This is a genomic window from Pedobacter sp. 05L430 (assembly GCF_056397585.1).
In genome coordinates, this window is record NZ_JBFTNT010000011.1 from 14,502 (window position 1) to 37,028 (window position 22,527).

Sequence of the window (22,527 nt, forward strand, 5' to 3'; positions counted from 1 at the left end):
GAGCTCAGCCACTAACCAAATAAATTAAAGCTTTATGCCAAAATTCTATATCCAAATTGTAATTCTTTTTCTTCTGTTTTCCTGTACTGGATCAAAAAAAGACAATACAATCTCTGTTGCTGAAAACCCGCTCTTTATCCTACTCGATTCTTCCAATACCAATGTCATGTTTAACAATGTGCTCAAAGAAGATCTTGAAAAAAAAATCGTCGGCTTCTATCAGGGTTTCTACAGCGGTGGTGGTGTAGCTGTTGGCGACCTCAACAATGACGGATTAGATGACATTTACTTCTCTGGCAATATGACCGGAGACAAGCTTTATCGCAATCTCGGTAACATGCGGTTTGCCGATATTACTGAAATTTCAGGCGTAGCTGGACGAACCCCGGGATGGAAAACCGGAGTCAACATGGTAGATGTAAACGGTGACGGGTACATGGATATTTATGTATGTTATGCGGGCAGAGAAGCGGGTCCGGACTCAAAAAACCAGCTCTTTATTAACCAGGGATTAAACAAAGACAGCATACCTACATTTAAAGATGAAGCCGAAGCTTACGGATTGGCTGATCCATCCTACAGTACACAATCAGTCTTCTTTGATTATGACCGTGATGGCGATCTGGATCTCTTTCTTGTAAATGATAATATTAAGGTACTTAGTAATCTGGATGACATTACGATCGAAGAATTAAAAAAACAGGATGATCCGCTTGCGAGCTCTAAACTGCTCAAAAATGAAAATGGACATTTCAAAGATGTAACCAAGCAAGCGGGAATAAATATGTCTACTTTATCGTATGGTCTTGGCGGGGGTGTTGGTGACATCAATGGCGACGGATGGCCTGATATATACCTGTCCAATGACTATGCCATTCCTGACCGAATGTACCTCAACAACGGAAATGGAACATTTACAGATAAACTGCAGAACAACCTGGATCACATTTCATTGTTTTCTATGGGTAACAACATTAGTGATGTCAATAACGATGGCCTTCAAGATATATTCACGCTCGATATGCTTCCTGAAGACAATAAACGCCAAAAGTTATTATCGGGACTGGATAACTATGAAGTATTTAACATCAATTTACGTAACGGTTTTTATTATCAATATATGCGGAATATGCTTCATATAAATAACGGCAACGGCACCTTCAGTGAAGTGGGACAGCTGGCGGGCATCTCCAATACAGACTGGAGCTGGGCGCCCTTGTTTGCTGATTATGATAATGATGGCTGGAAGGATCTTTTTATAACCAATGGTTTTATGCGCGATTTCACTAATATGGACGTGCTTAAATACAATGAGAACTATATGAGAAGCCTCAATGGTCAGGTTGAAGCAAAGGATTTGATCGCTTTACTTAAGAAAGTACCTTCTTCCGATGTAAAGAATTATATCTATAAAAATAATGGTGACCTTACCTTTACCAATAAAGGATTTGACTGGGGAATAAATATACCATCGAACAGTAATGGTGCAGCATACAGTGACCTCGATAATGATGGAGATCTAGATATTATAGTCAATAACATCAATAAGGCAGCTTTCCTCTATCGAAACCAGGGTAGCCCCACAATGCACTACTTAAAAGTAAAGCTAAAAGGTTCAGGTAAAAATACCAGTGGTCTTGGTGCTTTAGTAACTATATTTAATAAAGGACGCCAGCAATGCCTAGAGCAGATGCCATCCAAAGGTTACTTGTCCAGCGTATCTCAAAACCTGCATTTTGGTTTGGGCAAAGAAAAAATGGTTGATTCAGTCAGAATCGTATGGCTTAGCGGAAAGTACCAAGTCCTCACCAATGTTGTAGCAAACAAACAGCTGGTACTTATAGAAAGCGATGCCAAAGACACTTACCAGAGACCAAAGCCATCAAAACCCTTGTTCACCGAAATACCTTCACCAATTGCATCTGCACAGGTTAAGAATGAAATTAATGATTATAAGCGTCAGCCCCTCCTTGTCAATGCACAGTCCTTCACCGGACCATGTATGGCCAAGGGCGACGTGAATGGTGATGGGCTAAGTGATATATTCGTTGGCGGCGACATCAATCAAGCCAGCGCATTATTCATCCAGCAAAAAGGAGGGAAATTCATGAAGAACCAAAAACCCTTTCTAGCCGATACGGCAAGTGAATGCACAGATGCCATATTCTTTGATGCTAATGGAGATAGTCACCCAGATTTGTATGTAGTAAGTGGAGGGTATGGGAGCTTTAAAGACAATGACCCGCTATTTCAGGACAAACTTTATATCAATGATGGCAAAGGCAATTTTACTAAATCAATCAATTCACTTCCAGAAATGCACGTGAGCAAGAGTTGTGCAAGAGTGGGCGATTTTAACGGCGATGGCAGGCCGGATCTGTTTGTGGGGGGCCGTAGCACGACCTMCAAATATCCTGAAACACCAAGGAGCTTTTTGCTGATTAACGATGGAAAGGGTCACTTTTCTAATCAGATTAGAAAAATTGCACCTGATTTGGAGTACATTGGTATGGTTACGGATGCTGGTGTTCTAGACCTAAATAACGATAAGATACAAGACCTTATAGTAATAGGCGACTGGATGCCGGTCACCGCATTCATCAATGATAATGGTAAGCTAAAGAACAGGACAGATAAATATTTTGACAAACAATACAGCGGTTGGTGGAACACCCTGAAGGTTGAAGATCTTAATGGCGATGGCAGGCCGGACCTTGTAGTTGGCAATCTTGGACTTAACAGCCAGTGCCGGGTAAGCGACGACGAACCGGCAGAGATGGTCTACAAAGACTTTGACGATAACGGAGCCATGGACCCGATCCTATGCTTCTACATTATGGGCAAAAGTTATCCTTACCTGACCCGCGACGAGATTCTCGATCAAATGAGCATCATGCGAACACGCTTCCCTGATTATAAAAGTTATGCCGATGCAGGTCTAAATGAAGTTTTCACTGCAGAAGAGCTCAAGGGTTCAAAGATTTTAAAGGCCAATTACCTCAAAACGGTATATTTTGAAAACACCAGTGATGGAAGATTCAAAGAGAAACAATTGCCACTACAGGCACAGTTCGCCCCGGTTTATACCATCACCTGCCTAGACTACGACGGCGACGGGAATAAAGACTTGCTTTTATGTGGTAATATCAACCAGTCTCGCATTCGCTTTGGAAAATATGATGCCAACCACGGTGTAGTGCTAAAAGGCAATGGAAAAGGCACATTTAAATATGTTCCTGAACTGCAAAGTGGTCTTAGTCTAAAAGGCGATGTAAGAAGTACCCTTACCATAAACAATACGCTACTAATTGGAATTAACCAGCAGAAGCTAAGGGCATTCCGGTTTAATCAAAACTAGCCAGCGTTGCGTGTACAAAAAAGTTCATACTATCGGCAAGTTTACCTCGGTATTTCTAAAACAAGTGACAGTGAAATAATTAATGAAATTTTGACAAAAACAGGCAATCCTTTATCAACTGGGGATTGCCTGTTTAATTAGAAAATACAAATTATTACCCTTTTACAGCAAATGCACCTGGCTGATAATCTCCTGCCGGAGTACGAAAAGCAATATTAAGGCGATTGTAACTGTTAATTGTATTTACTGCTATTGTCAAGTCTATCAGTTCCTCTTCAGTAAACTGCTGTATTGCTTCATTATATACTTCATCAGAAACATCACCTCCTGTTATCCTTGTTACTGCCTCGGCCCACGCCAATGCAGCACGCTCACGCGCGGTATACAGCGGAGCATCACGCCATGCATTCAACACATACAGTCGTTGCTCGGTTTCACCTTCTATGCGCAAATCTTTTGAATGCATATCCAAGCAAAATGCACATCCATTAATTTGAGATACCCTAAAATAAATCAAGTTTAAAAGTTTCTTTTCAACCGGAGATTTAGCAAGATAACTCCCTAAACCATACATTGCTTTTATAGCATTCTGTCCTTTTGCGAATAAATTGATTCTTTGTTCCATTTTCTTTTGATCTAAATTGTAATACAATAGTTGTTTTATACCGCTATGACAATTGAGATTTCAGAAATAGGACATCAAATAAAAAATATTTTCTGTTTTTATTATCTATACCCTCCATTTAGAAGATTAGCAAAGAAAACTGCATTTAAAAACAGCCTGCTTGTTCCTAGCCAATAGCCACGATAAGTTGGGTCATCAGCAAACAAAACCACTTCACCGCTTCCACTTGCCGTGGCAATAATGGCCGCAGAATTGGCTACTTTACCAATATTTGTTTTTGATGAATACCCATTAATAAAGGGCTTACTGGTGTACTGGGCCACTGTAGCATATTTGTTTGCGCTAGGTAGTAACAAGGTAGGTCCATTTTTATTGATGAATAACTTTCTATCAGTTATACCAAATGCTATCGGATGTGAAATATCAAGATCTGCCTGAAAAATTGCACCGTTAATTCGTCTCGATCCCTCTACATCTTCTTGTCTGGCATAATCAAGCCTTTCTACTTCTGGTTTGGCAGGAGCATCTTTAGCCCCTCCCGCCGGCGCCTTCTCTTTTACTATTGCCTGAGATGATACCAAAGGAGTTTCTCCTCTTCTTGTGAAAGCCTCTGTTTCTGATAATCTTTCTTTTACAATTTCATTCTGTACAGCCCATGCTGTTGCATTTTGAAAAGTAATTAATGTTCCTCCTTCATTTACCCATGCCTTGATCTTACCTACTGTTTCTTTGTCCCATGCACTATAATTACCACCGGGTAAAACCAAGGTATTATAACGACCTAAAGATGCTCTTGAAAAACTAGCCAGATCAATTTTAGTAACCGGCAAATTAAGTTGTTGATTAAGCAGGAACCATACCTGTCCGGCTTCAGATGAAGTTACCCCTTGCCCAAAAGCTAAAGCTACTTCCGGTTTTCTTACTGCTTTAATATTGCTGCTACCAAGATCTATCCCTTCTGCACTAAATCCACTTGTAACAGATAAAATGTTGATATTAGTTTCTGCAGCTACAGTCTGTAATGCACTATACAGAGAATCAGCTGAAAGAGTTTGCCCTACTACCGGAACAACTAACGACCCATTTCCAAATGCCCGCTTACCAGAAGGAGTATTTGCAGAAAAACCTTTAAAGGCTGTTTTAACGAGCACATTTTTCAGCTGCAATTGATAAAGTGCTTTGCTAGCATTGTAATCGCTGTAGTTAATCAAGTAAGCATAAGGAGACTTTCCGCCTTCAACAGCACCCTTGCCAGGGATTAAAGCAGTAACCTGATTACCTTTTGCAATTGCCACATTTAGTTTAGCATATTTTAAACCATAAGCATGAATAATGCTCCATCCTGTATTGTCATAAAAAATACTGTCTTTTAAAACGTTCTCTTCAAAAATAGAGTGTACCAGTAAGAAATTTGGTTGGGCTGATGGCACCACATAAGCCTTTCCTTTTTCAAATGTTTTGCCATCATGAGTGGTGTTATCGGAGAGTTCATAAACATTGATATGATGCTGCAGCAACAGGCCTAAAAACTTTTGAGTTAAATTAACATCCTTACTATCACCAAAAACAAATGTCTTTGCCGGATTTTTCTGTCCTTGCTCCAGCGCATACTTAAAAAAATCCTTTTGAACTTTAAATAGGCCCGCTTTCTCCGCAACAGAACCTCTTATTGTTGAAAAACTTGTGGCCAGATGATTTCTGATAGTGAAAGCAAAAGTAAGTGGGCCGTTGCTCGACTCCTGTAAGATCCCCCTGGAGCTTGCCTGCTCAAATGTAGCTGCAACAGAACCAAAGAATTTAGGATATGTAGAACCATAAATTGGCGAAAGATTATCATAATTTTCTTTGGTAAAGTAGAACGACCCAATATCATCTAAAGCTTTAGCATGGTATTTAGCTAAAACAACATTAAAATCGTAAATAAATTGGGGTATTACCGGGCTCTCGTGGCGCTTCGGACTTGGTTCAAAATAATAAGTTGCGTTTGTTCCCTGTTCATGAAAATCAATTTGAACATTCGGATACCATTTATGAAAAAACACAAGGCGATTGCGGCTCTCAATCTGAACAAGATTTAACCAATCTCTGTTTAAATCTGTAAAATAATGATTGGTACGCCCATTTGGCCATGCTTCTTGATGTTCCTTATCTATTGGATCGCCAACAGCTGGAAACGAGTGATAAGCATTGTGCCAATTTGCGGCCCTGTCTCTTCCATCTGGATTCAATGCCGGATCTATAAAAATAACCGATTCATCTAACCATTTTTTCGTTTCTGCATCCTGGCTTGCCGCTAAATAATATCCGGCAAGTAAGCTTACCTCCGTACTARAAGTCTCGTTACCATGTACACCATAACCTAGATGCACTATCACAGGTGCATTACTACTTAGCGCAGGTTTTGAAGGATCTACCTGGTTCAGGTGATCCTGCCTTATTTGTTCCAGATTAGTATAGTTTGCCGGAGAAGTTATAGTTACTATAATTTGCTCTCTTTGTTCATATGTTTTACCTATAGATTCAACATGAACACGATCACTTATTTTTGCCAGTTCTCTGAAATAATCGACCACCCTTTCATATCTGGTAAAGTAAGATCCAATCGGATAGCCAAGGTATTGTTCCGGACTAGGTACTTTAGCATCTAAAGCAGTTGCTTTAGGAAAGTAATAATTATTTTGGGCAAATGTGTGTTGAACCAGCAGCATTAAAAATACGATCAATATCTTACTGGATTTATAGATTATTTTCATCATTATTTAAGTTAATAGATTAATTAATATCCTGGATTTTGTGTTACATCTGGGTCTGATAAAACATCAGAATACGGAATTGGAAACAACCAGTAGTTCTTATTGGTTAAACCCAATACTACTCCTGCCCTTTCGGTTCTTACCAGATCAAACCATCGATGAGCTTCAAAAGCAAACTCAATCCCATTTTCGTCTTCGATAGCTTTAATAAGATCTGCTTGGGTTACCGCTGTCGTTTCTGGTACATCAGCTCTTTTTCTTATCGCATTTAAATCTCCGGCTGCCCCTGTCAAATTATTTTGCTGTGCCCTTGCTTCGGCACGTATCAGATACAATTCTGCAATTCGAATTAAATATGATGGATCAGTACTTGTAGATGTTGTATTATACAACACGCCATATACCGTAGCCCCGCTACCAGCTATTAAGGCGTTGCGGGTACCGCCTATTGCCGGATTATTTAATTTTGCMACTAATGCATCCGAAGGCTTTAAAGTAAACTGTCCTCCGGCCGAACTTGGATACCATAAATTCCAGTAGCTATTCCGGTCGTTAACTGAGTAAGCAAGCTCAAATACCGACTCGGCACTTTGAAAAGGTGCTGTAAAAAACGACTTATATGGTTTTACCAAAGAATACTTCGTATTATCTATAACCAGCGTAGCATACTTCTCTGCATCGGCCCATTGTTTCCTATATAAATGGAGTCTGGCTCTAAGTGCTCTTGCAGTACTTTTTTGTGCCCGGTTACGGGTTGTCGCATCCTCCGGAAGAAGCTCTTCAGCTTTAACCAGATCTGCTAAAACCTGATCATAAGTTTGATCCAGCGTACTACGCTTAATGCCTTTCAAAACGGTAAGATCTGTAGTTGGCTTTAATTGGAGCTGAATGCCACCCCAGCCTCTTGCAAGATCAAAGAAAGACAATGCGCGAATAAAGTAAGCCTCTCCAAGAATTTTATTCTTTTCTGCAGCGGTCAGCAATGGGTCTGCTACCCCCGGCACGTACGTAATTACACTATTAGCAGAATTTATTGTTTTATAAATATTCTGATAAGCCGCTACCGTAATTACATTATCTGTAGGAACTGCATTTTGATCTAACTGGAGGTATTCACTTAAGGTTCCATTAAAGATAACATTGTCTGTGGTGATGGTACCTAGCGTTGGGTAGTTCGAGGCATAGTATCCCTGAAGACGATCATATGTACCAATTACGGCTGCACGCGCGGTGCTTACATCAGTAATAGAACTTTCTGTTGGCAAAGAGTTATTTGGTACTTCTTCCAGGTATTTTTTGCAAGATGCTAAAAAGAAAATAACAGCAATGAGGACTGTATTTTTGATATATGTTGCTTTCATTTTTTCTAGATTTTAATCATTAAAAGGTTACGTTGGCACCGATCTGGAAAGTGCGGGGCTGAGGGACAGTTGCCCAATCATAACCTGCCGTATTCTGGTTATTACTTTGAGAACTTACTTCAGGATCCAGACCGCCATAATTGGTAAAGGTTAAAAGATTGGTAGCCTGAGCATATAATCTGATCCTGCTTATGTTAATCTTTTTCAAAACCGCAACTGGCAAAGTATATCCCAGGGTCAGGGTTTTTAATCTGATGAACGAACCATCTTCAAGATACCTGGAACTTAAGCTTGCTACATTCCCGCCATAATTATTGGCTGCACCTCCATTTTCAGTAGGATTCGAACTGTATGTAGTCAATCTTGGAATATCAGTGATATCCCCTTCCTTTTGCCAGCGATCTAACTGACGCGGTAAAAAGCCAATATTAGCCTGAGTTCCTCCATGAACCATGAAGAAATCATTCATATTCATAATCTTGTTACCTTGCTGAAAATAAACGAAGAAGCTCAGATCGAAGCTCTTATAGCTTAAATTATTGGTTAAACCTCCGGTATATTTTGGCAATGCATTGCCTACTATTTGTCTATCGGCAGAAGTGATCAGACCATCCTTATTTACATCTTCATAAACGGCATTACCCGTTTTAGGATCAACGTATAACTGTTTGTACAACTGGAAGGAATTAACCGAATGACCTTGTCTTAGAATTGAAATATTTCTGCCCGAAGCGCCTAAGCTGATATCTGAAGCAAGTTTTTCGATCTTATTATTGTTAAAAGAGATATTAAAATTGGTTGTCCATTTAAAATCTGTTGATGCCACATTCGTGGAATTGATGCCCAATTCAAATCCTTTATTACGTACCGAACCATAATTTTGCAGGTAGCTGGCAAAGCCTGAGCGGTAAGGAACAGGAACGTTTAATAACAAATCATAGGTATATTTATTATAGTAATCTGCCACAATGCTTAGCCTGTTCTTGAAAAACCCGAACTCGGCTCCAACATTAAACTGACGAGTAGTTTCCCAGGTAAGGTCTGGATTAGCAAGTTGCGAAGGGGATATTCCGGGTTGCTCCAGGTAATTTGCTCCTGACGACCATAAACCTTGTGCTGCATAGGAGCCAATTCCGTTTTGATTTCCAGAAAGCCCAAGACTGGCCCTAAGTTTTAATTCATCAAATACATTCAGATTTTTAATAAAATCTTCCTGCCCAGCACGCCATGCTACACCTCCAGAGGGGAAATATCCCCAACGTTTGTTTATCCCGAATTTTGAAGATCCATCGGCACGGATACTTCCATCAATTGTATACTTCCCATTATAGGTATAACTTACCTTACTAAAGAAAGATAACAGTTTGGATTCAGCTCTGGAAGAAGTACCGGAGCGAGTTGCTGCAACAGAGACAGAACGAAGGCTGTTTGCCGCAAAACCAGTTCCGGTAGCAGCTGTGCTTTCATTTAATACCGTATTTATGGTATTACCAACCAATGCATTAATATTGTGCTTACCATCTTCACCAAAAGATTTCACAAAATTCAATACCTGCTCATTAGTTAAAACAAGGTTCTTTGTTTCTGTTGATGAAGCTGAACCATTAGCGGCAATACCTGCACTGATTAGTGTACTAGAATAGCTGTTGTCATATTCACTGCTATTATCTAAACTCCAGCTACTGCGTAATTTAAGTCCTGGAACTATTGAATACTCACCATAAACATTGCCAATAGTACGCCACCCTACCGCTTTACTATCGAGGTTTTCTATTAATGCAAGATGATTGTCAAAGCTACCATACCTGGCATATGTACCATCCTCTTTAAATATTGGAAGGTATGATCTCGGAAATAATGCCGAATTGATAACTCCTTGAGGATTGTTGTCACTTCCGCTCAAGTTCCTGTTTGATCTGGTAAAGTTAATACTGGTACCAATCTTTAATCTGTCGGTTAAATAATTATCATAGTTTAACCTGGCCGAATAACGGGTATAGTCTGATGGTTTTACTATGGATTCCTGATCTAAGTAACCAAGCCCAACATAATAAGTGCTTTTATCTGTACCCCCTTGTGTAGATACCTCGTAATTTGAGGTACGGGCAGTACGAAACAGACCACTGATCCTATCATATGTCGGTTGGGTTTCTGGATTCGGAAAAGGCAAAACCACTGCAGAAAGATCTTCGCCTTTATCAATAGCGGTATTAATTCTGGATTCATTAGTCAACAAGGCTACTTCCGGCCCTGTAGCTACTTCAAACTTATTGATAGCAGTCGACCATCCCTGAAAAGAATTTAAATTTATCTTTGCACTAGTGTTTCGCTTTCCTCTTTTGGTTGTTACAATAATTACTCCATTTGCCCCTAATGAACCATATATTGCTGTTGCATTCGCATCCTTTAGAATTTGTATGTCTTCTATATCAGATGGATTCAAATCAGCGATTGGATTGGAAGCCTGCTGGTTACCTAATCCTGCGGAGATAGGATCAGAATTACTTATAAATACGCCATCAATTATATAAAGTGGATCTACAGAAGCATTGATCGAATTGTTTCCCCGAACTCTAAAGGTAATACCACCACCGGGTACGCCAGAATTTGAAGACACCTGTACGCCTGTAGCTTTCCCTTGTAACAGCTGATTAAATCCTCCCGATGGCTGATCCTGGACAACACTCCCACTAACACTGGTAATCGAGCTTGCTATATATTTACGTTCCTGAGAACTGTAACCCGTAACTACTATTTCATTTAGTTCACTAAGGTTTTCTTTTAAAAGGATTTCTACAGGGCTCCCTTTAGCAGTAATTTCCTGTTGTACAAACCCAATAAAACTTACTACAAGTGTGTACGGAAAGGTTTGTCCGGTTACAAAACTGAATTTACCATTCTCATCTGCGGCAACAGAATGAGTAGTCCCTTTTATTTTTATTACAGCACCCGGAAGGGGTTGTTTTGTTGTGGCATCTAACACAATACCATTTAATTTTGATTTAATTGTTGGTGCACCTACCTGTGCGGCTGCAACATGTGCCCATAATACACAAATGAGCAGGTATGCGCTTCTTTTATATAAATGCTTCATTTTAAAAGTTTAAAAAAGTAATGACATGCGAGTCCCCTTACCTCCTCTTTGAGTGGCATAATTGTGGAATCTAAAAATTTAAAGGTGATCGAAAATCTGCCTAAACAATCAGGCGAAATCCCCTAACAACAACGGCAACACTTGGAGAAGTTGCCCGAAAATAATGATGCTGATTGAAGCCTCACCATTGGAAAATAATGATCAGATTTAGAAGTACTGAGCGACTTGTTTTGAAGTAAAATTGCGTTCATGATTAAATAGTATATTAAATCTATAGAATTAATATACAAATAAAGCAATAAATCATAACATCCGCAATTTTTTATTTAAACTATAGGAACATTAACTAAGAAGAATTGAGATTTATACGCTAAAAGTGTAAAATTTCTGAACCACAACATTCTTTTTATCGTTTCCAGCACAATAATTGTTGTCTTAAATTTTTAATTCAGTATCTTACTTAATCCGAAATTTATGCACAAAAAACTACCAGTACCTTTATGGACCATCTTATCTCCAATCGTTGCCTGGCTAGCCTATTTTGGCAGTTCATTGGATCTGGGGATTTTCTATACATTCTTTCTTGCAGCCGTACTCATTGCCGCAGTACTTGCCGCAGTCCATCATGCTGAGGTTGTTGCTCATCGGGTTGGTGAACCCTTCGGCACTTTGCTGCTTGCACTGGCCATTACCGTTATCGAGGTTGCGCTGATCGTTTCTTTAATGTTAACAGGTGGCCCCGATACCGCGGCACTTGCCCGCGATACGGTTCTGGCCGCTGTAATGATTATTTTAACTGGAATTATTGGTCTGTGCCTACTTGTAGGGGGAGCCAAGTTTAAAGAACAGGTGTTTAGTTTACCAGGGGTAAGTGCGGCTGTGGTTACCCTTACAGCAATACTGGTACTCACGCTGATTCTTCCAAATTATACCACAAGCAAGGCAGGTCCTGAATACACCCCTATCCAACTCATTTTTGTAGCTGTGGTATGTCTGGTGTTGTATGGTGCTTTTGTAATGGTTCAAACCATCAGGCATCGCGATTTCTTTTTACCTCCCGATGCAGATGGCGACGAAGAGGTGCACGCTGAACCGCCAACCAATAAAGTTGCTCTTTTAAGTACTTTCTTATTGCTTTTATGCCTGGGTATTGTAGTATTGCTCGCAAAGGCTCTGGCACCCGATATAGAAAATGCGGTCATCAACTTTGGAGCACCAAAGTCATTGGTAGGGGTCATCATTGCCGCAGTAGTGTTACTGCCAGAGGGGCTTGCAGCCTATCGCGCAGCCAGAAAGAACCGTTTACAAACAAGTCTTAACCTGGCGTTAGGATCTGCACTGGCCAGTATCGGTTTAACCATTCCGGCTGTGGCAATCGTATCCATGGTAACAGGAATGACCATTACTTTAGGAATTGACATGAAGGCTACCGTATTACTCTTGCTGGCACAGTTTACAATCATGCTTTCGCTGGCTACGGGCAAAACTAATATCTTACAGGGAGTGGTTTTACTGGTCATATTTGCGGTCTATCTTTTCACGATAATAGCCCCATAATTTATTTAAATGGGTTACCTTTTTAGGGCAAGGGTATTAATTAATGAACAAAACTTGTATCTAAAACAAAATTATTATGAAAACCCTATTCAAATTTGGCTTTTTAGCTTTAGCAATATCTTTATCAGTTGCCGCTTGTACTTCAGAAAAAAAAGCAGATGCTACAGATTCTACAATGACTGATACTTCTATGACCACAATGGACACTACTGTAACTGATTCAGCTGCTATCGATACCGCTGTGAAGACGCAATAAAAAAATAAGTTCACTACCTAAGCAAAAGCGCCTGCTCATTAATTGAACAGGCGCTTTTGCTTTAATTTAAATATCCACTCAACTAATTTATACCGGACCTATTTTTTCTTTTTGGAGGATTTGGCCAGCGGATTAAACTCCAGGCAGAGACTCAGCCAATGCCTCAGCTCCTGCTGCTTCTCTACATCAGTATCATCTACATACACAAAGTCTTTCATGGTTCGTCCATTGTTGATCATCTGCCTGCAATTGCTATCTTCCAATTTTTCCTCTGCTTTGCTTGCTCCAATGCGGCATAATAAACCTGAACTGGTTACACATATACACATCTTTTCATCAACCATAAAGCAAATCCCGCTAAACATTGCTTTTTCTGTCACGTCATCCCGATCTTCAAGTAACTCGCGGACACGGTTCGCTAATCGTTCATTATAACTCATAAACTATTTTACGTTTAACTCAATGGTAAAAATACCATTCCTTTACCTAAATCACAACGGTGCACAGACATGTTAAACCGAATGAATAAACGAGGATGAATTAAAGAGTACGCAGATAAAGAAGACAAGCACTCCAAAAGAATTGAACTCACGGCTAAAGGAGAACACGTATCCGAGTATGATATTACCGGACTAAAAAAAATGCAATCCTGATCATGAACGGGTTCACTGCAGATGACAAAGACTTATGTATTCAATTGTTAAAAAATGTTGAAATAAAATTCTCAGCCCTATGGTAAAAACATAAAGGGAAAGTGTTTGATGAGATATACAAAGAAATCATGGATATGGTTTGGAAATGCCGCTCATTTATATTTACGCGAGACAAATGTATATCCCCCTTCAAATGAATTAATGGTTATCTTTTGATCACACAATAAATTCCTCAGTTGGTTATATTTGTTTATGGACTTACTGATCAAAACCATTCAAAATTATATTCCACTTTCATCAACCGATGAGGAAATTATACGAAAACTATTTCGCGAGCGAAAACTGAAAAAAGGCGAACATTTACTGGAAGCCGGCAATGTCTGCAGAAATATTATTTTCATTGAAAAGGGACTGGTGCGTTACTACAACAATAAGGACGGGGAAGAGCAAACCGGTTATTTTAACAAGGAGGGGGAATTTGTTTGTGACTACCCCAGCTTTTTACCACAGCAGCCATCATTAACGAACATACAAGCATTGGAAGAAACCACTGTTTATACCATTAGCCATGCCAATATGCAGTTGTTTTATCAGCAAGTAGAGCATGGCGAACGATTTGGGAGACTGGCCATTGAATATGTTTTTGTGAATGTGATCAACCAGATTACCTCACTCTACAATGATCCTGCGGAGCTACGCTATCAGCAGTTTCTTTCCAGGTTCCAGGATATCGGGCAGCGCATACCGCAATATTATATTGCCTCCTATATAGGCATCAAACCACCGTCTTTAAGCCGAATTCGAAAACGTATGGTGGAGTAGCATTAATTAACCTGGGTGAATGAACCCAGCCATTTCATTGGTGAACTTTGTGTTATTAAATACTAAATAACATGAAAACAAAAAATGAAATCACCAGCTGGGGTATCCGCTCAGTATCCTACTGGATGACCATGCTGATTGCCCTGGGCATTATCTTTGTAGGCATCCGGTTTATTGCCATTCCCCAGACCGCCGCACAGGCATTTGGCATCCCTTTTTCCAACACTCAGGACCTCGTTTTTGGAAGAATAAAAGGAATCCGCGATATCTTTTCGGGGATAGTACTTCTGCCATTACTTTTATTACGCATGAGGGTAGCAACCGCTTATGTTTTTACTGTCGCCATCATTATCCCTGCAACAGACTGCCTACTGGTCTTGTTGACCAATGGACTGGATGTTCCGCATATGCTAATCCATGGCTTAACAGCAGTCTACATGGCCTTAACCAGCTTTTTACTGTTCAGTGCTAAACAAAAAGCAACAATCTGATATGAATACACTAATTTTAATGCAGGGCTTACTCATCATGCATCTCAGCGGCCTCACGCTGCTAGCAGGAACCACCGTTGCGGATTATGTTACCTTCCGTACTTTTTCCAGCCAGTTTAAAACCCAGGGCAAACCCTCCGACAGCCTGCTAAACCTGATGTCGAGGCTTGCGATAGTTTTAGCAATAGGCGGCAGTTTACTACTGGTTTCCGGTGTAGGTCTGATGGCGGTTACCCATGGTGTTTTCATGCATCAATTGTGGTTCAAAATTAAACTAGCTCTTATTCTGGTACTTGTACTCAACGGCTTCCTGGTTGGAAATAGGCAGCTCGAAAAGTTAAAGAAGGGTGTAAAGCAAAGCACCGCCCCTACGGATCAAATGGTGAAAGACGCTTCATTTCGGTTGAATATTTTCTATCTGCTGCAGCTGGCGATATTCCTGTTTGTCATTATCCTGGCCGTTTTCAAGATTAACTAACACTGCAGATTGCAGGGAGTATTTGAGAATAGCGCTAAAACAAATACAGATGTCCGGATTTGCCGGGCTAGTTCTTGCGAATCACCAAGTGGGCAAGTGCAGGATCACCCATCATTCGCTGTACCTCGGACCGGACAATGTCCTGCACCTCCTGTTTGATCTGCAGATAATTCTTTTGGACCATACTAGAATTGACCGTTCTGATCACAGGGATAGGGACATAAGCCTTCTCTTCCTTATTCAGGGCATCGAAATCATTCTGTATCTTGCCATGAAAGGCCTTTAAAATAATTTTTTGATCCGGGATATCGGCAACCATACCTACGAATTCCCCGCTGGAAAGGGACGCAATTCTGGAGGCCGGAACGGCAAATTCCAGTTGCTTGCTTTTGCTGATGGAAGTATCTCCACTATTAATTGACATGCTTTGGCGGTCCTGCATGATCTTACCAATGCGTTCACTCAGCTGCTTGGCGGTATCCCCGGTCACCTGCCCGGCAATGATGTTGCCCACCGTACTCATGATCACGTCGGCCTGTTCCCGGCCGTAATCCTTACGCAGCTGGCTGGCATCCTGAATGCCCAGACACACCCCGATTTTATTACTCCTGCCAGTCGCAATGGTAGGAATGATATCGGTAGTCAGCGTTGGAAACTCATCGAAGATCAGCATGGATTTTAGCTTATTCTTCTGATTGATGATTTTTAGCAAGCGGTTAACGTACAAGGAAAGCACTGCCCCGTAGGTCTGGATCTTCTGTGGATTGTTTCCCATACAAATGACCTTCGGATGCTCGGGATTATTGATGTCCAGGCTAAAATCATTTCCGGACAGCACATAGTAAAGCTGAGGAGATGATAACCTGGCCAGGGCAATCTTAGCCGAAGCAATCTGCCCTTCGAGTTGCTCCATGACATCATTCAGGTAGGCATTTACAAATGGGTTAATCAAAACTTCTATTTCCTTCTCCAGACGCATTACCGTAAACAAACTGTCATAATCCAGCTGAATCAATTCAATGGCATGTGGCAAAGTACAATAGGCGCCGTTTTGGTATTTACGTAAAAACCAAATGATTGCAGTCACAAAATTAATTGGGGACTCCACAAAAAAATCTCCTTGCTTTTTCTGCCACTCCCGGTTCAGTCCCAACAGAATGGTACGGGCAGATTCTGAGGCGTCGGTGATGTCAACCATTCCCAGCGGATCAAATACGTTTCCCCGATGACATCGCGACAAGTCATCAAAATTGATAAAAATACATTCGGGTTTACCCTGATAACGGTCCTTATGCTTCAACCAATGGTTGTAGGCAATTAATGATAGATCTGGAAATTTGAAATCGTAGACCAGCATGGAATAAGGTGAAGCTTTAGCCAATGCCTGAGTGATGAATTCCCGGATACAAAAAGCCGACTTACCTGAACCAGGATTGCCCAGCACAATGGTCGCCCTTGCCGGGGAGATCACATTGATATAGCCCTTTCGCTCCTTCCCTTTCAACTTATATCTGGTGGGCAAATTAATGGAAAACTCATTCACCAAAAGGCGCTCTTCCTGCGGAAAGCTCTCCTGATCGCTATTGAAAATATCTCCGCTTAGTTTGTCTTTGATCACCCTGGAAAATAGTGTCGCACCAGTCAGGATCAGTAAATACCCTATGGAAGTCAACCCGATATACAGCGTAGCCCGCCAATGCAGACTCAGCTCGCACGCCAGAACCAGGGCGCTGAGAAAATACAGCAGCAGGCCGGTGAACAAATAGGCAAGGCCGGTTTTGGGACTTAATTTTTCATCCTTTCTGCCACTTACCCCCAGTAAAGAAATGAACAGAAAGCCCAAAGCAACAAGCTTGGATCTATGGAAATCGTCAAACAACCCAGAATGCGCGATATTGACCATTACCCGGTCAGTGAAAGCACTGACAAAGCCCCAAAAATCAAAAGCTAAGTAGCCATAATAATAAAAGTGTAAAAGCAGGATACTGATAGAAATGAATCTGGTCATATCCAAGATCTTTCTCATTGCCTGCTCATTCTCTCCTGTTTGCATTGCCATAATTCCTCTTTAATGTTTAACCGCTCGCTTTCTTCCCCGCTGTTTCCGCTTCGTTTTTACAACAGAAACCGAAAGATGATCTTGTTGGGGCTGTATTTGCGATAGATCGACCAGCGCCGATGAACCATCCACAGGCAAATCATACTGCGAGTCACCAGCATGCACGCCCTGAACTTTCTCAAATTCCACAGCACGGTGAACATTATCGCCCAACCTGCTCAATATCCCTTCAGCACCATAGGCACTAGCTAAGTCTACTCCTTTGAATACACACTTATTCCGGTGATCAACATAAATCACGTCTTGCAATCTCTTATCCTGATCACCTTTAAATACCACATCGATTGCCTTTGTTTTCAGCGATGCCGAGAATGCTGCTGTATCACGAATTTTCACATTGTCTAGCACAAGATCTATTTCATAGAGAATTCTTCCTTCCAGGCCCAACTTAAGCGGCACATTCTTTTTAAATCTTTCTTCAAGGCGATTTAATCCAGGATTGAATGGTAAAGAACTGGCTTTGACCGGCACGCCTATCCGATTACCTGACCCGTCGAGTAAACGATAAATTAGTCCCCTATTTTTAAACAGCCTGGATCCTTCCTTACCCTGTTCCGCCCGAACATTATACAAGCCCAGGACTGTATTTAACTCTGCAAATGAGGTAAAAAGATATTCATTAAGCACGCTTTCCAACACGCGGGCAATACTACCGAACGTTGGCGATTTGCCATAGGTTAGTTTTGAAAGCTGCTGGGGGTACAAAGCGTCACCCGAGTCCTTTACTGCTGTGCTGGTAGTCAGCGCAAAACGGGTCCGGATCTGTTTAAGCAGCGACTGAAAATGGGGCGCTTTCGTATATAGATTAATTCGCTTACCATCAGCCTGTATATTGGTGGTTAAAATATGCAGGTGTGGATGTGCCGCGTCCAGATGTTCATATACCAAATAGGGCTGGTTCCCAAAACCAATCTCCTGCATATAAAATTTTGCAATCTCCTGCAAAAGACTCGGGCTAAGCTGGTTTGCCGGATCAAAGTTCAAAAAGATGTGCAGGCCATTTATTTTAGTGCGCGGGTTTAACGCAGCCATTTTTTCCAGCATTCCCAGTCGGTCAGACTGATTCAATTCAGAAAGTTTGCGCGGGTAATTTTCGGCCATCAGGCAGGTTGCAGCCCCCGAGCACAGCTTAAGCTCGTTGTAGTAGAAACTTCCACTTAAGGATTTAATCGTATTTATGAATGCAACCATTTCTCAGCAGTTGAATTGATGAATACATTTATTTCCTCAATGTTTTTCAACAATTTTCGTCGATCCATTTCATAATTTAAAAGCCAAGTTTGGAATTGCGGAATGCTGGCCATGGTATGCAGTTTTTGAACCGCCTGATCGAAGTGAATTGCCACATCATTTAAGCCCTGCCTTAAAGCCACCAGTTCAACAAAAATATCTTGCAGCGACTGGTTTCTTACGGCTGCAATCATGGGTTTCCCCAGTAAAATTGCCCGTGCATATTCACTAAAATTCCTGTGGGTTGTGCCCGCAAAATTTTTCTGCAGCAGGTCTTGTTCCCCTGCAGTTAACCGCACCGCACAGCGTTTGTTTCTATTATTTTTCTTGCTTCTCATTCCTACATTCTTAAACAACATTAAAAAACCATTATGGAGTTTAGCGCCTCTAACCTAAAGATTTCGCTAACTGAAGATCAGCCAACCCTTTTGCGTAGCATTTACGCTGGCTTATCACACAAAAGTAAGGTTGATAAATACCAGAAAACGACCCAGCATAAATTCTAAAGAGGATTAACCCCATATTAAAAATTAACATTGACGGCCAGAACAACGTCAGTGAGACTTTAGGCTAAGATTCAACCGTGGCCAAAAGAGAAATGAGGAAATAGCCAGGAGATGGTCGCTCATCCCTCTTGAATTCTAAATAGGTTATTCTCCAGGCAACAGATGACCTTTGCTGCTGCGAACCTAAAAGAAGAATTCAACTATGGGAGAATACATAAAATACAAAAACAGCGTCATCAAACTGGGTACCTGCGAAAGTCTCTATTATGCCTCGTATCCAAAATATGTCCAGGCACTGGAATCCGGTCAGCTCAAACAGGAGCCGGGAAACCTTCCCCCTGAAAAATACGCCGGGGCGGACATGGGTTTCCTTTTTCGCTTTCCTTTTCCAGATGAAGATCATTTGAAACTGGGAGAAGTAAAAGATTACAGGCGCGGGATCCCCGTAACCATTACAGATCCGACCATACTTGAAAACTCTTTCTCTTGCAACCAGCCAGCCTGTCCCAGGGAAATTGAGCTTACCCAGCAAAAGCTGGTACATCGGTATTCAGATGGCCAGCTTTGCCTGGTACTGGTTTACCGGGATCCTTACCTTGGCAGCTCTTTCCGTGTGGAAGAGGATGCGGTTATAAAGCAACTCCTCAAACAACTGATCAGAAACAACATTGTTATGGAAACGGATTCCCCAAAAAAAGTGTTTTACCGTCAGATCGCCCGTAGGATCATAGATGGATATCAACTTAACAAGCACAGCTTGAGGATCATCTATCCACAAAAAGATGTCCGGAAACCAAGAATTTCTACAGGTAGAAAAAAGCTAAACTGACCAGAGTTAAGGAGGCAGGAAAAGAGTATAAAAATGGCAAACAACCGGACTCTGTCTAATTCAGTTAAGGTAGTAAGCAATTGAAATKTTTCTTGAACCTATCCGCTATTGGATTGTTTTACTAATAGGACATTTTAGCAAAACAATAAATCAATTACCGCAGATCATGGAAAGAAATTCATTTGTAGAAGGATTGGTGATTGTTCTGGTGATGCTGCTGGTCATTTTCTTTATCAGTAAAAACCGGAGGAACGGAAAAATTTGAAGAGACACAAACAAGCCGGAAATTAAAAAAACATAATGTTTAGATCTCAATGTACGAAGGGGGAATAAATTAATCTGGAGAATTAAGCCAAGACAATTAGATGAGACCAATTGCCCTGGCTGAAATATCAGCTAGTACTCCTTAATCAAACGGATCATCTTTTCCATTGCACGAATGACTATATGTTTATCTACATCCTCCCCTGTATAGGCATTGCTCCGCAGACTTCCAGCAGAGACATTGCTCTGTCCTGAAGCCGTCACAACCAGAGGTGCCAGCTCCTCACATAAAGATTGAAAGGATTTGCTCTTGATTACTGACGCATCCAGCGCCGCACGGACAGCCATCCCCAATTGATCTACCGATAAACCAAATTGAGTTTGTACCTTTTTTTTCTTTGTCAAATTTATCACCTCAGAGGGGGCCAAATTGGGTTTATCCAAATCATTGATCTTTGCCAACACGTATTGGGTTATCAAATCACAAGCAAGGAACCTGGCAAAAAGGTAATCGCAGGAAGTTCGTGACATTCCTGGCAAGAAGGGTAATTCAGGGACAGTAACAAGCATTTTTATATCCGGAAGGAAATACAAGTGGTCTGTTTGGTTCATTCCGCTTCTAAAATAACTGTAATAAAATCCATACCGCTTCAAAAAGTAATCGAGTTGTTCCAATTCTGACTCATAAAAACACTTTATTCCCTGTTTTGCACCAAGAGGCTTATTCAAAATCAGGTGGTACCGTTCCAGATAAAACAGCCAAAGTGCTACAAATTTCGGGCGAATCTCCTTAAAAAATACGATCCGGGTAGTATCGGATAGGTCAACCACATCAGCAAATGAATTGTCCATCGTCTGAATATCTGCTTGAATCAAAGCCAAAGCGGCGTTGAGTATTTCAAGTGGGGTGCCGACTTCAATGTCCGTCAAGCGCTGCTGGAGATCCAGGTAAGTTAATTCAGAATTCTTTTCAAATAAAACCCAAACAGAAGTCAGGTCTGTGTTTTCTTTTTTCATCATAGGGAGAGAATGAGTTTAACAAAAGGTTCTACAAAGTCACCCGCCGTTGKGTAGACCTCAGGACAGGGATATACTGCCATGAAAGTGGATTTTAAAGACAAAAATATCAATAGGGGAAATCCCCTATTTTGTAAAATAAGGAGAAACCCTTAGCTGGACCCACATGCCAGTCACCAACGGTGAGTTACTCCAAAATGCATATCAGCCTTAGTATTCTCAGCCGCTAGCGATAATCAAATTACTGATCCCTGAACGGCCTTTTGATTTTTCTAGGTGCTACGAAATATCAAAAGGCCGTAAAGTCGTCACAAAAGAAAATTACGTAATTGACAATTATCTAAATGAGGTCGAGATCACAGCAGCCTTTGACAAAAAAATGGTTGTTGGGCCTATTGATGCATTGCCCCAGTTTGAGATGAGCTGTAACGGACAGCCGAACGCTTACTTTTCGGATTTGCTCAAAAATTTTGAAAAAAGGCCATTGGTAACGCCAAATAAAAAACTTAAATAAAAAATAAAAGAGCCGGGAATCATGATGTAAGGATGCCAAAAATACAGATACCGCCAACCATAGCCATGACTTTCATTTATATAACTATAAACCAATATTCCTACTGCCAAAGCAATCAATAGTAGCAGTCCAATCACAGCAAGCACTATGGTTTTGGCATTCCATTTCACCTCCTGCTCGTCTATTCCAATGGTATTGCCCACTTCAAAACGGCGTTCATACGGTTTTGAGTMCATAAACTCAAACTCTTCTGAAACCGCCCCTTTTCTTTTTTCACCACGCTCCAACAATCGAATAATACCATTTTTTTTTAAAAGAAGATTAATCAAAAATTCCTTGATGTAATAAATAAATACGATGAACCAAAGTGCCGTGCCCAGGCCAAGCAAAACGAATGCTTCGCTGGCAGATGTATGAATCATCTCATAATCGCTTAGATGATGATTTCCTGCGTAATGGAGAATGAGTGGTAGTCCGATTGCAAAAAACAACAAATAGATAATCCAAAATAGACTAAAAACATTCCAAAATTTCATAAAAACCAGTTTTTTAGTGATTGAAATAAAGCTTCATGTTACTTTTTTAAAGATAGGCAATATT

The 22,527-nt window shown here is 40.8% G+C and carries 17 protein-coding genes; 7 read left to right on the top strand and 10 right to left on the bottom strand.

What is annotated here, in order from left to right; translation table 11 throughout:
• Positions 1-34 precede the first annotated feature (34 nt).
• On the top strand, positions 35-3,358 hold the full coding sequence (locus tag AC1DG9_RS04750) for a VCBS repeat-containing protein (RefSeq protein WP_477634358.1): 3,324 nt from the start codon (positions 35-37) through the stop codon (positions 3,356-3,358).
• A gap of 154 nt (positions 3,359-3,512) precedes the next feature.
• Here AC1DG9_RS04750 and AC1DG9_RS04755 read toward each other — a convergent pair whose 3' ends face one another.
• The 4 genes from AC1DG9_RS04755 to AC1DG9_RS04770 form a co-directional block, all read right to left on the bottom strand.
• The gene (locus AC1DG9_RS04755; RefSeq protein WP_337715764.1) at positions 3,513-3,983 is read right to left on the bottom strand and encodes a carboxymuconolactone decarboxylase family protein; all 471 of its coding nucleotides are present in this window, start codon (positions 3,981-3,983) and stop codon (positions 3,513-3,515) included.
• 101 nt (positions 3,984-4,084) lie between these two features.
• Positions 4,085-6,739, bottom strand: coding sequence for a M14 family zinc carboxypeptidase (locus AC1DG9_RS04760; RefSeq protein WP_477634359.1), 2,655 nt, complete (start codon positions 6,737-6,739; stop codon positions 4,085-4,087).
• 20 nt (positions 6,740-6,759) lie between these two features.
• Positions 6,760-8,097: a RagB/SusD family nutrient uptake outer membrane protein gene (locus AC1DG9_RS04765; protein ID WP_337715768.1), complete on the bottom strand. Its 1,338-nt coding sequence runs from the start codon at positions 8,095-8,097 to the stop codon at positions 6,760-6,762.
• 19 nt (positions 8,098-8,116) lie between these two features.
• Positions 8,117-11,191: a SusC/RagA family TonB-linked outer membrane protein gene (locus tag AC1DG9_RS04770; protein WP_337715770.1), complete on the bottom strand. Its 3,075-nt coding sequence runs from the start codon at positions 11,189-11,191 to the stop codon at positions 8,117-8,119.
• A gap of 474 nt (positions 11,192-11,665) precedes the next feature.
• Between AC1DG9_RS04770 and AC1DG9_RS04775 the strand changes: the two genes are divergently transcribed.
• On the top strand, positions 11,666-12,748 hold the full coding sequence (locus AC1DG9_RS04775) for a calcium:cation antiporter (RefSeq protein ID WP_172660860.1): 1,083 nt from the start codon (positions 11,666-11,668) through the stop codon (positions 12,746-12,748).
• 76 nt (positions 12,749-12,824) lie between these two features.
• Positions 12,825-13,004: a hypothetical protein gene (locus tag AC1DG9_RS04780; protein ID WP_172660861.1), complete on the top strand. Its 180-nt coding sequence runs from the start codon at positions 12,825-12,827 to the stop codon at positions 13,002-13,004.
• 98 nt (positions 13,005-13,102) lie between these two features.
• Here AC1DG9_RS04780 and AC1DG9_RS04785 read toward each other — a convergent pair whose 3' ends face one another.
• The gene (locus AC1DG9_RS04785; protein WP_337715772.1) at positions 13,103-13,444 is read right to left on the bottom strand and encodes a TfoX/Sxy family protein; all 342 of its coding nucleotides are present in this window, start codon (positions 13,442-13,444) and stop codon (positions 13,103-13,105) included.
• A gap of 465 nt (positions 13,445-13,909) precedes the next feature.
• On the opposite strand from AC1DG9_RS04785, the gene AC1DG9_RS04790 reads away from it, so the two are divergent.
• The 3 genes from AC1DG9_RS04790 (at position 13,910) to AC1DG9_RS04800 (ending at position 15,448) form a co-directional block, all read left to right on the top strand.
• Positions 13,910-14,479, top strand: a complete 570-nt coding sequence (locus AC1DG9_RS04790; protein ID WP_337715774.1) for a Crp/Fnr family transcriptional regulator — start codon at positions 13,910-13,912, stop codon at positions 14,477-14,479.
• 71 nt (positions 14,480-14,550) lie between these two features.
• Positions 14,551-14,970 carry a DUF4267 domain-containing protein gene (locus tag AC1DG9_RS04795; protein ID WP_337715776.1) on the top strand — a complete coding sequence of 140 codons (420 nt, stop codon included), beginning with the start codon at positions 14,551-14,553 and terminating at the stop codon, positions 14,968-14,970.
• 1 nt (position 14,971) lies between these two features.
• The gene (locus AC1DG9_RS04800; RefSeq protein ID WP_337715778.1) at positions 14,972-15,448 is read left to right on the top strand and encodes a hypothetical protein; all 477 of its coding nucleotides are present in this window, start codon (positions 14,972-14,974) and stop codon (positions 15,446-15,448) included.
• 67 nt (positions 15,449-15,515) lie between these two features.
• Here AC1DG9_RS04800 and mobC read toward each other — a convergent pair whose 3' ends face one another.
• The 3 genes from mobC to AC1DG9_RS04815 are packed head-to-tail and all read right to left on the bottom strand — an operon-like array spanning position 15,516 to position 19,135.
• Entirely contained in the window at positions 15,516-17,501 is a 1,986-nt protein-coding gene (mobC, locus tag AC1DG9_RS04805; RefSeq protein ID WP_477611799.1) for a conjugal transfer protein MobC, read from the bottom strand.
• Between the two features lie 15 nt (positions 17,502-17,516).
• Positions 17,517-18,758, bottom strand: a complete 1,242-nt coding sequence (locus AC1DG9_RS04810) for a relaxase/mobilization nuclease domain-containing protein (RefSeq protein ID WP_477611750.1) — start codon at positions 18,756-18,758, stop codon at positions 17,517-17,519.
• The gene (locus tag AC1DG9_RS04815; protein ID WP_477611751.1) at positions 18,743-19,135 is read right to left on the bottom strand and encodes a plasmid mobilization protein; all 393 of its coding nucleotides are present in this window, start codon (positions 19,133-19,135) and stop codon (positions 18,743-18,745) included. The genes AC1DG9_RS04810 and AC1DG9_RS04815 overlap by 16 nt, the downstream gene beginning before the upstream one ends.
• Before the next feature lie 370 nt (positions 19,136-19,505).
• Between AC1DG9_RS04815 and AC1DG9_RS04820 the strand changes: the two genes are divergently transcribed.
• On the top strand, positions 19,506-20,132 hold the full coding sequence (locus tag AC1DG9_RS04820; RefSeq protein ID WP_477611752.1) for a hypothetical protein: 627 nt from the start codon (positions 19,506-19,508) through the stop codon (positions 20,130-20,132).
• Positions 20,133-20,528: 396 nt separating this feature from the next.
• Here AC1DG9_RS04820 and AC1DG9_RS04825 read toward each other — a convergent pair whose 3' ends face one another.
• Both AC1DG9_RS04825 and AC1DG9_RS04830 read right to left on the bottom strand, forming a co-directional pair.
• On the bottom strand, positions 20,529-21,416 hold the full coding sequence (locus tag AC1DG9_RS04825) for an RteC domain-containing protein (RefSeq protein ID WP_477611753.1): 888 nt from the start codon (positions 21,414-21,416) through the stop codon (positions 20,529-20,531).
• Positions 21,417-21,857: 441 nt separating this feature from the next.
• The gene (locus AC1DG9_RS04830) at positions 21,858-22,463 is read right to left on the bottom strand and encodes a hypothetical protein (protein WP_477634360.1); all 606 of its coding nucleotides are present in this window, start codon (positions 22,461-22,463) and stop codon (positions 21,858-21,860) included.
• Positions 22,464-22,527: the final 64 nt, after the last annotated feature.

Coding starts and splice junctions, on each gene's coding strand:
- AC1DG9_RS04820 (WP_477611752.1), top strand. CDS start 19,506: ATGGGAGAATACATAAAATACAAAAACAGCGTCATCAAACTGGGTACC.
- AC1DG9_RS04785 (WP_337715772.1), bottom strand. CDS start 13,444: ATGAGTTATAATGAACGATTAGCGAACCGTGTCCGCGAGTTACTTGAA.
- AC1DG9_RS04775 (WP_172660860.1), top strand. CDS start 11,666: ATGCACAAAAAACTACCAGTACCTTTATGGACCATCTTATCTCCAATC.
- AC1DG9_RS04790 (WP_337715774.1), top strand. CDS start 13,910: ATGGACTTACTGATCAAAACCATTCAAAATTATATTCCACTTTCATCA.
- AC1DG9_RS04815 (WP_477611751.1), bottom strand. CDS start 19,135: ATGAGAAGCAAGAAAAATAATAGAAACAAACGCTGTGCGGTGCGGTTA.
- AC1DG9_RS04810 (WP_477611750.1), bottom strand. CDS start 18,758: ATGGTTGCATTCATAAATACGATTAAATCCTTAAGTGGAAGTTTCTAC.
- AC1DG9_RS04755 (WP_337715764.1), bottom strand. CDS start 3,983: ATGGAACAAAGAATCAATTTATTCGCAAAAGGACAGAATGCTATAAAA.
- mobC (WP_477611799.1), bottom strand. CDS start 17,501: ATGCAAACAGGAGAGAATGAGCAGGCAATGAGAAAGATCTTGGATATG.
- AC1DG9_RS04770 (WP_337715770.1), bottom strand. CDS start 11,191: ATGAAGCATTTATATAAAAGAAGCGCATACCTGCTCATTTGTGTATTA.
- AC1DG9_RS04825 (WP_477611753.1), bottom strand. CDS start 21,416: ATGATGAAAAAAGAAAACACAGACCTGACTTCTGTTTGGGTTTTATTT.
- AC1DG9_RS04800 (WP_337715778.1), top strand. CDS start 14,972: ATGAATACACTAATTTTAATGCAGGGCTTACTCATCATGCATCTCAGC.
- AC1DG9_RS04795 (WP_337715776.1), top strand. CDS start 14,551: ATGAAAACAAAAAATGAAATCACCAGCTGGGGTATCCGCTCAGTATCC.
- AC1DG9_RS04780 (WP_172660861.1), top strand. CDS start 12,825: ATGAAAACCCTATTCAAATTTGGCTTTTTAGCTTTAGCAATATCTTTA.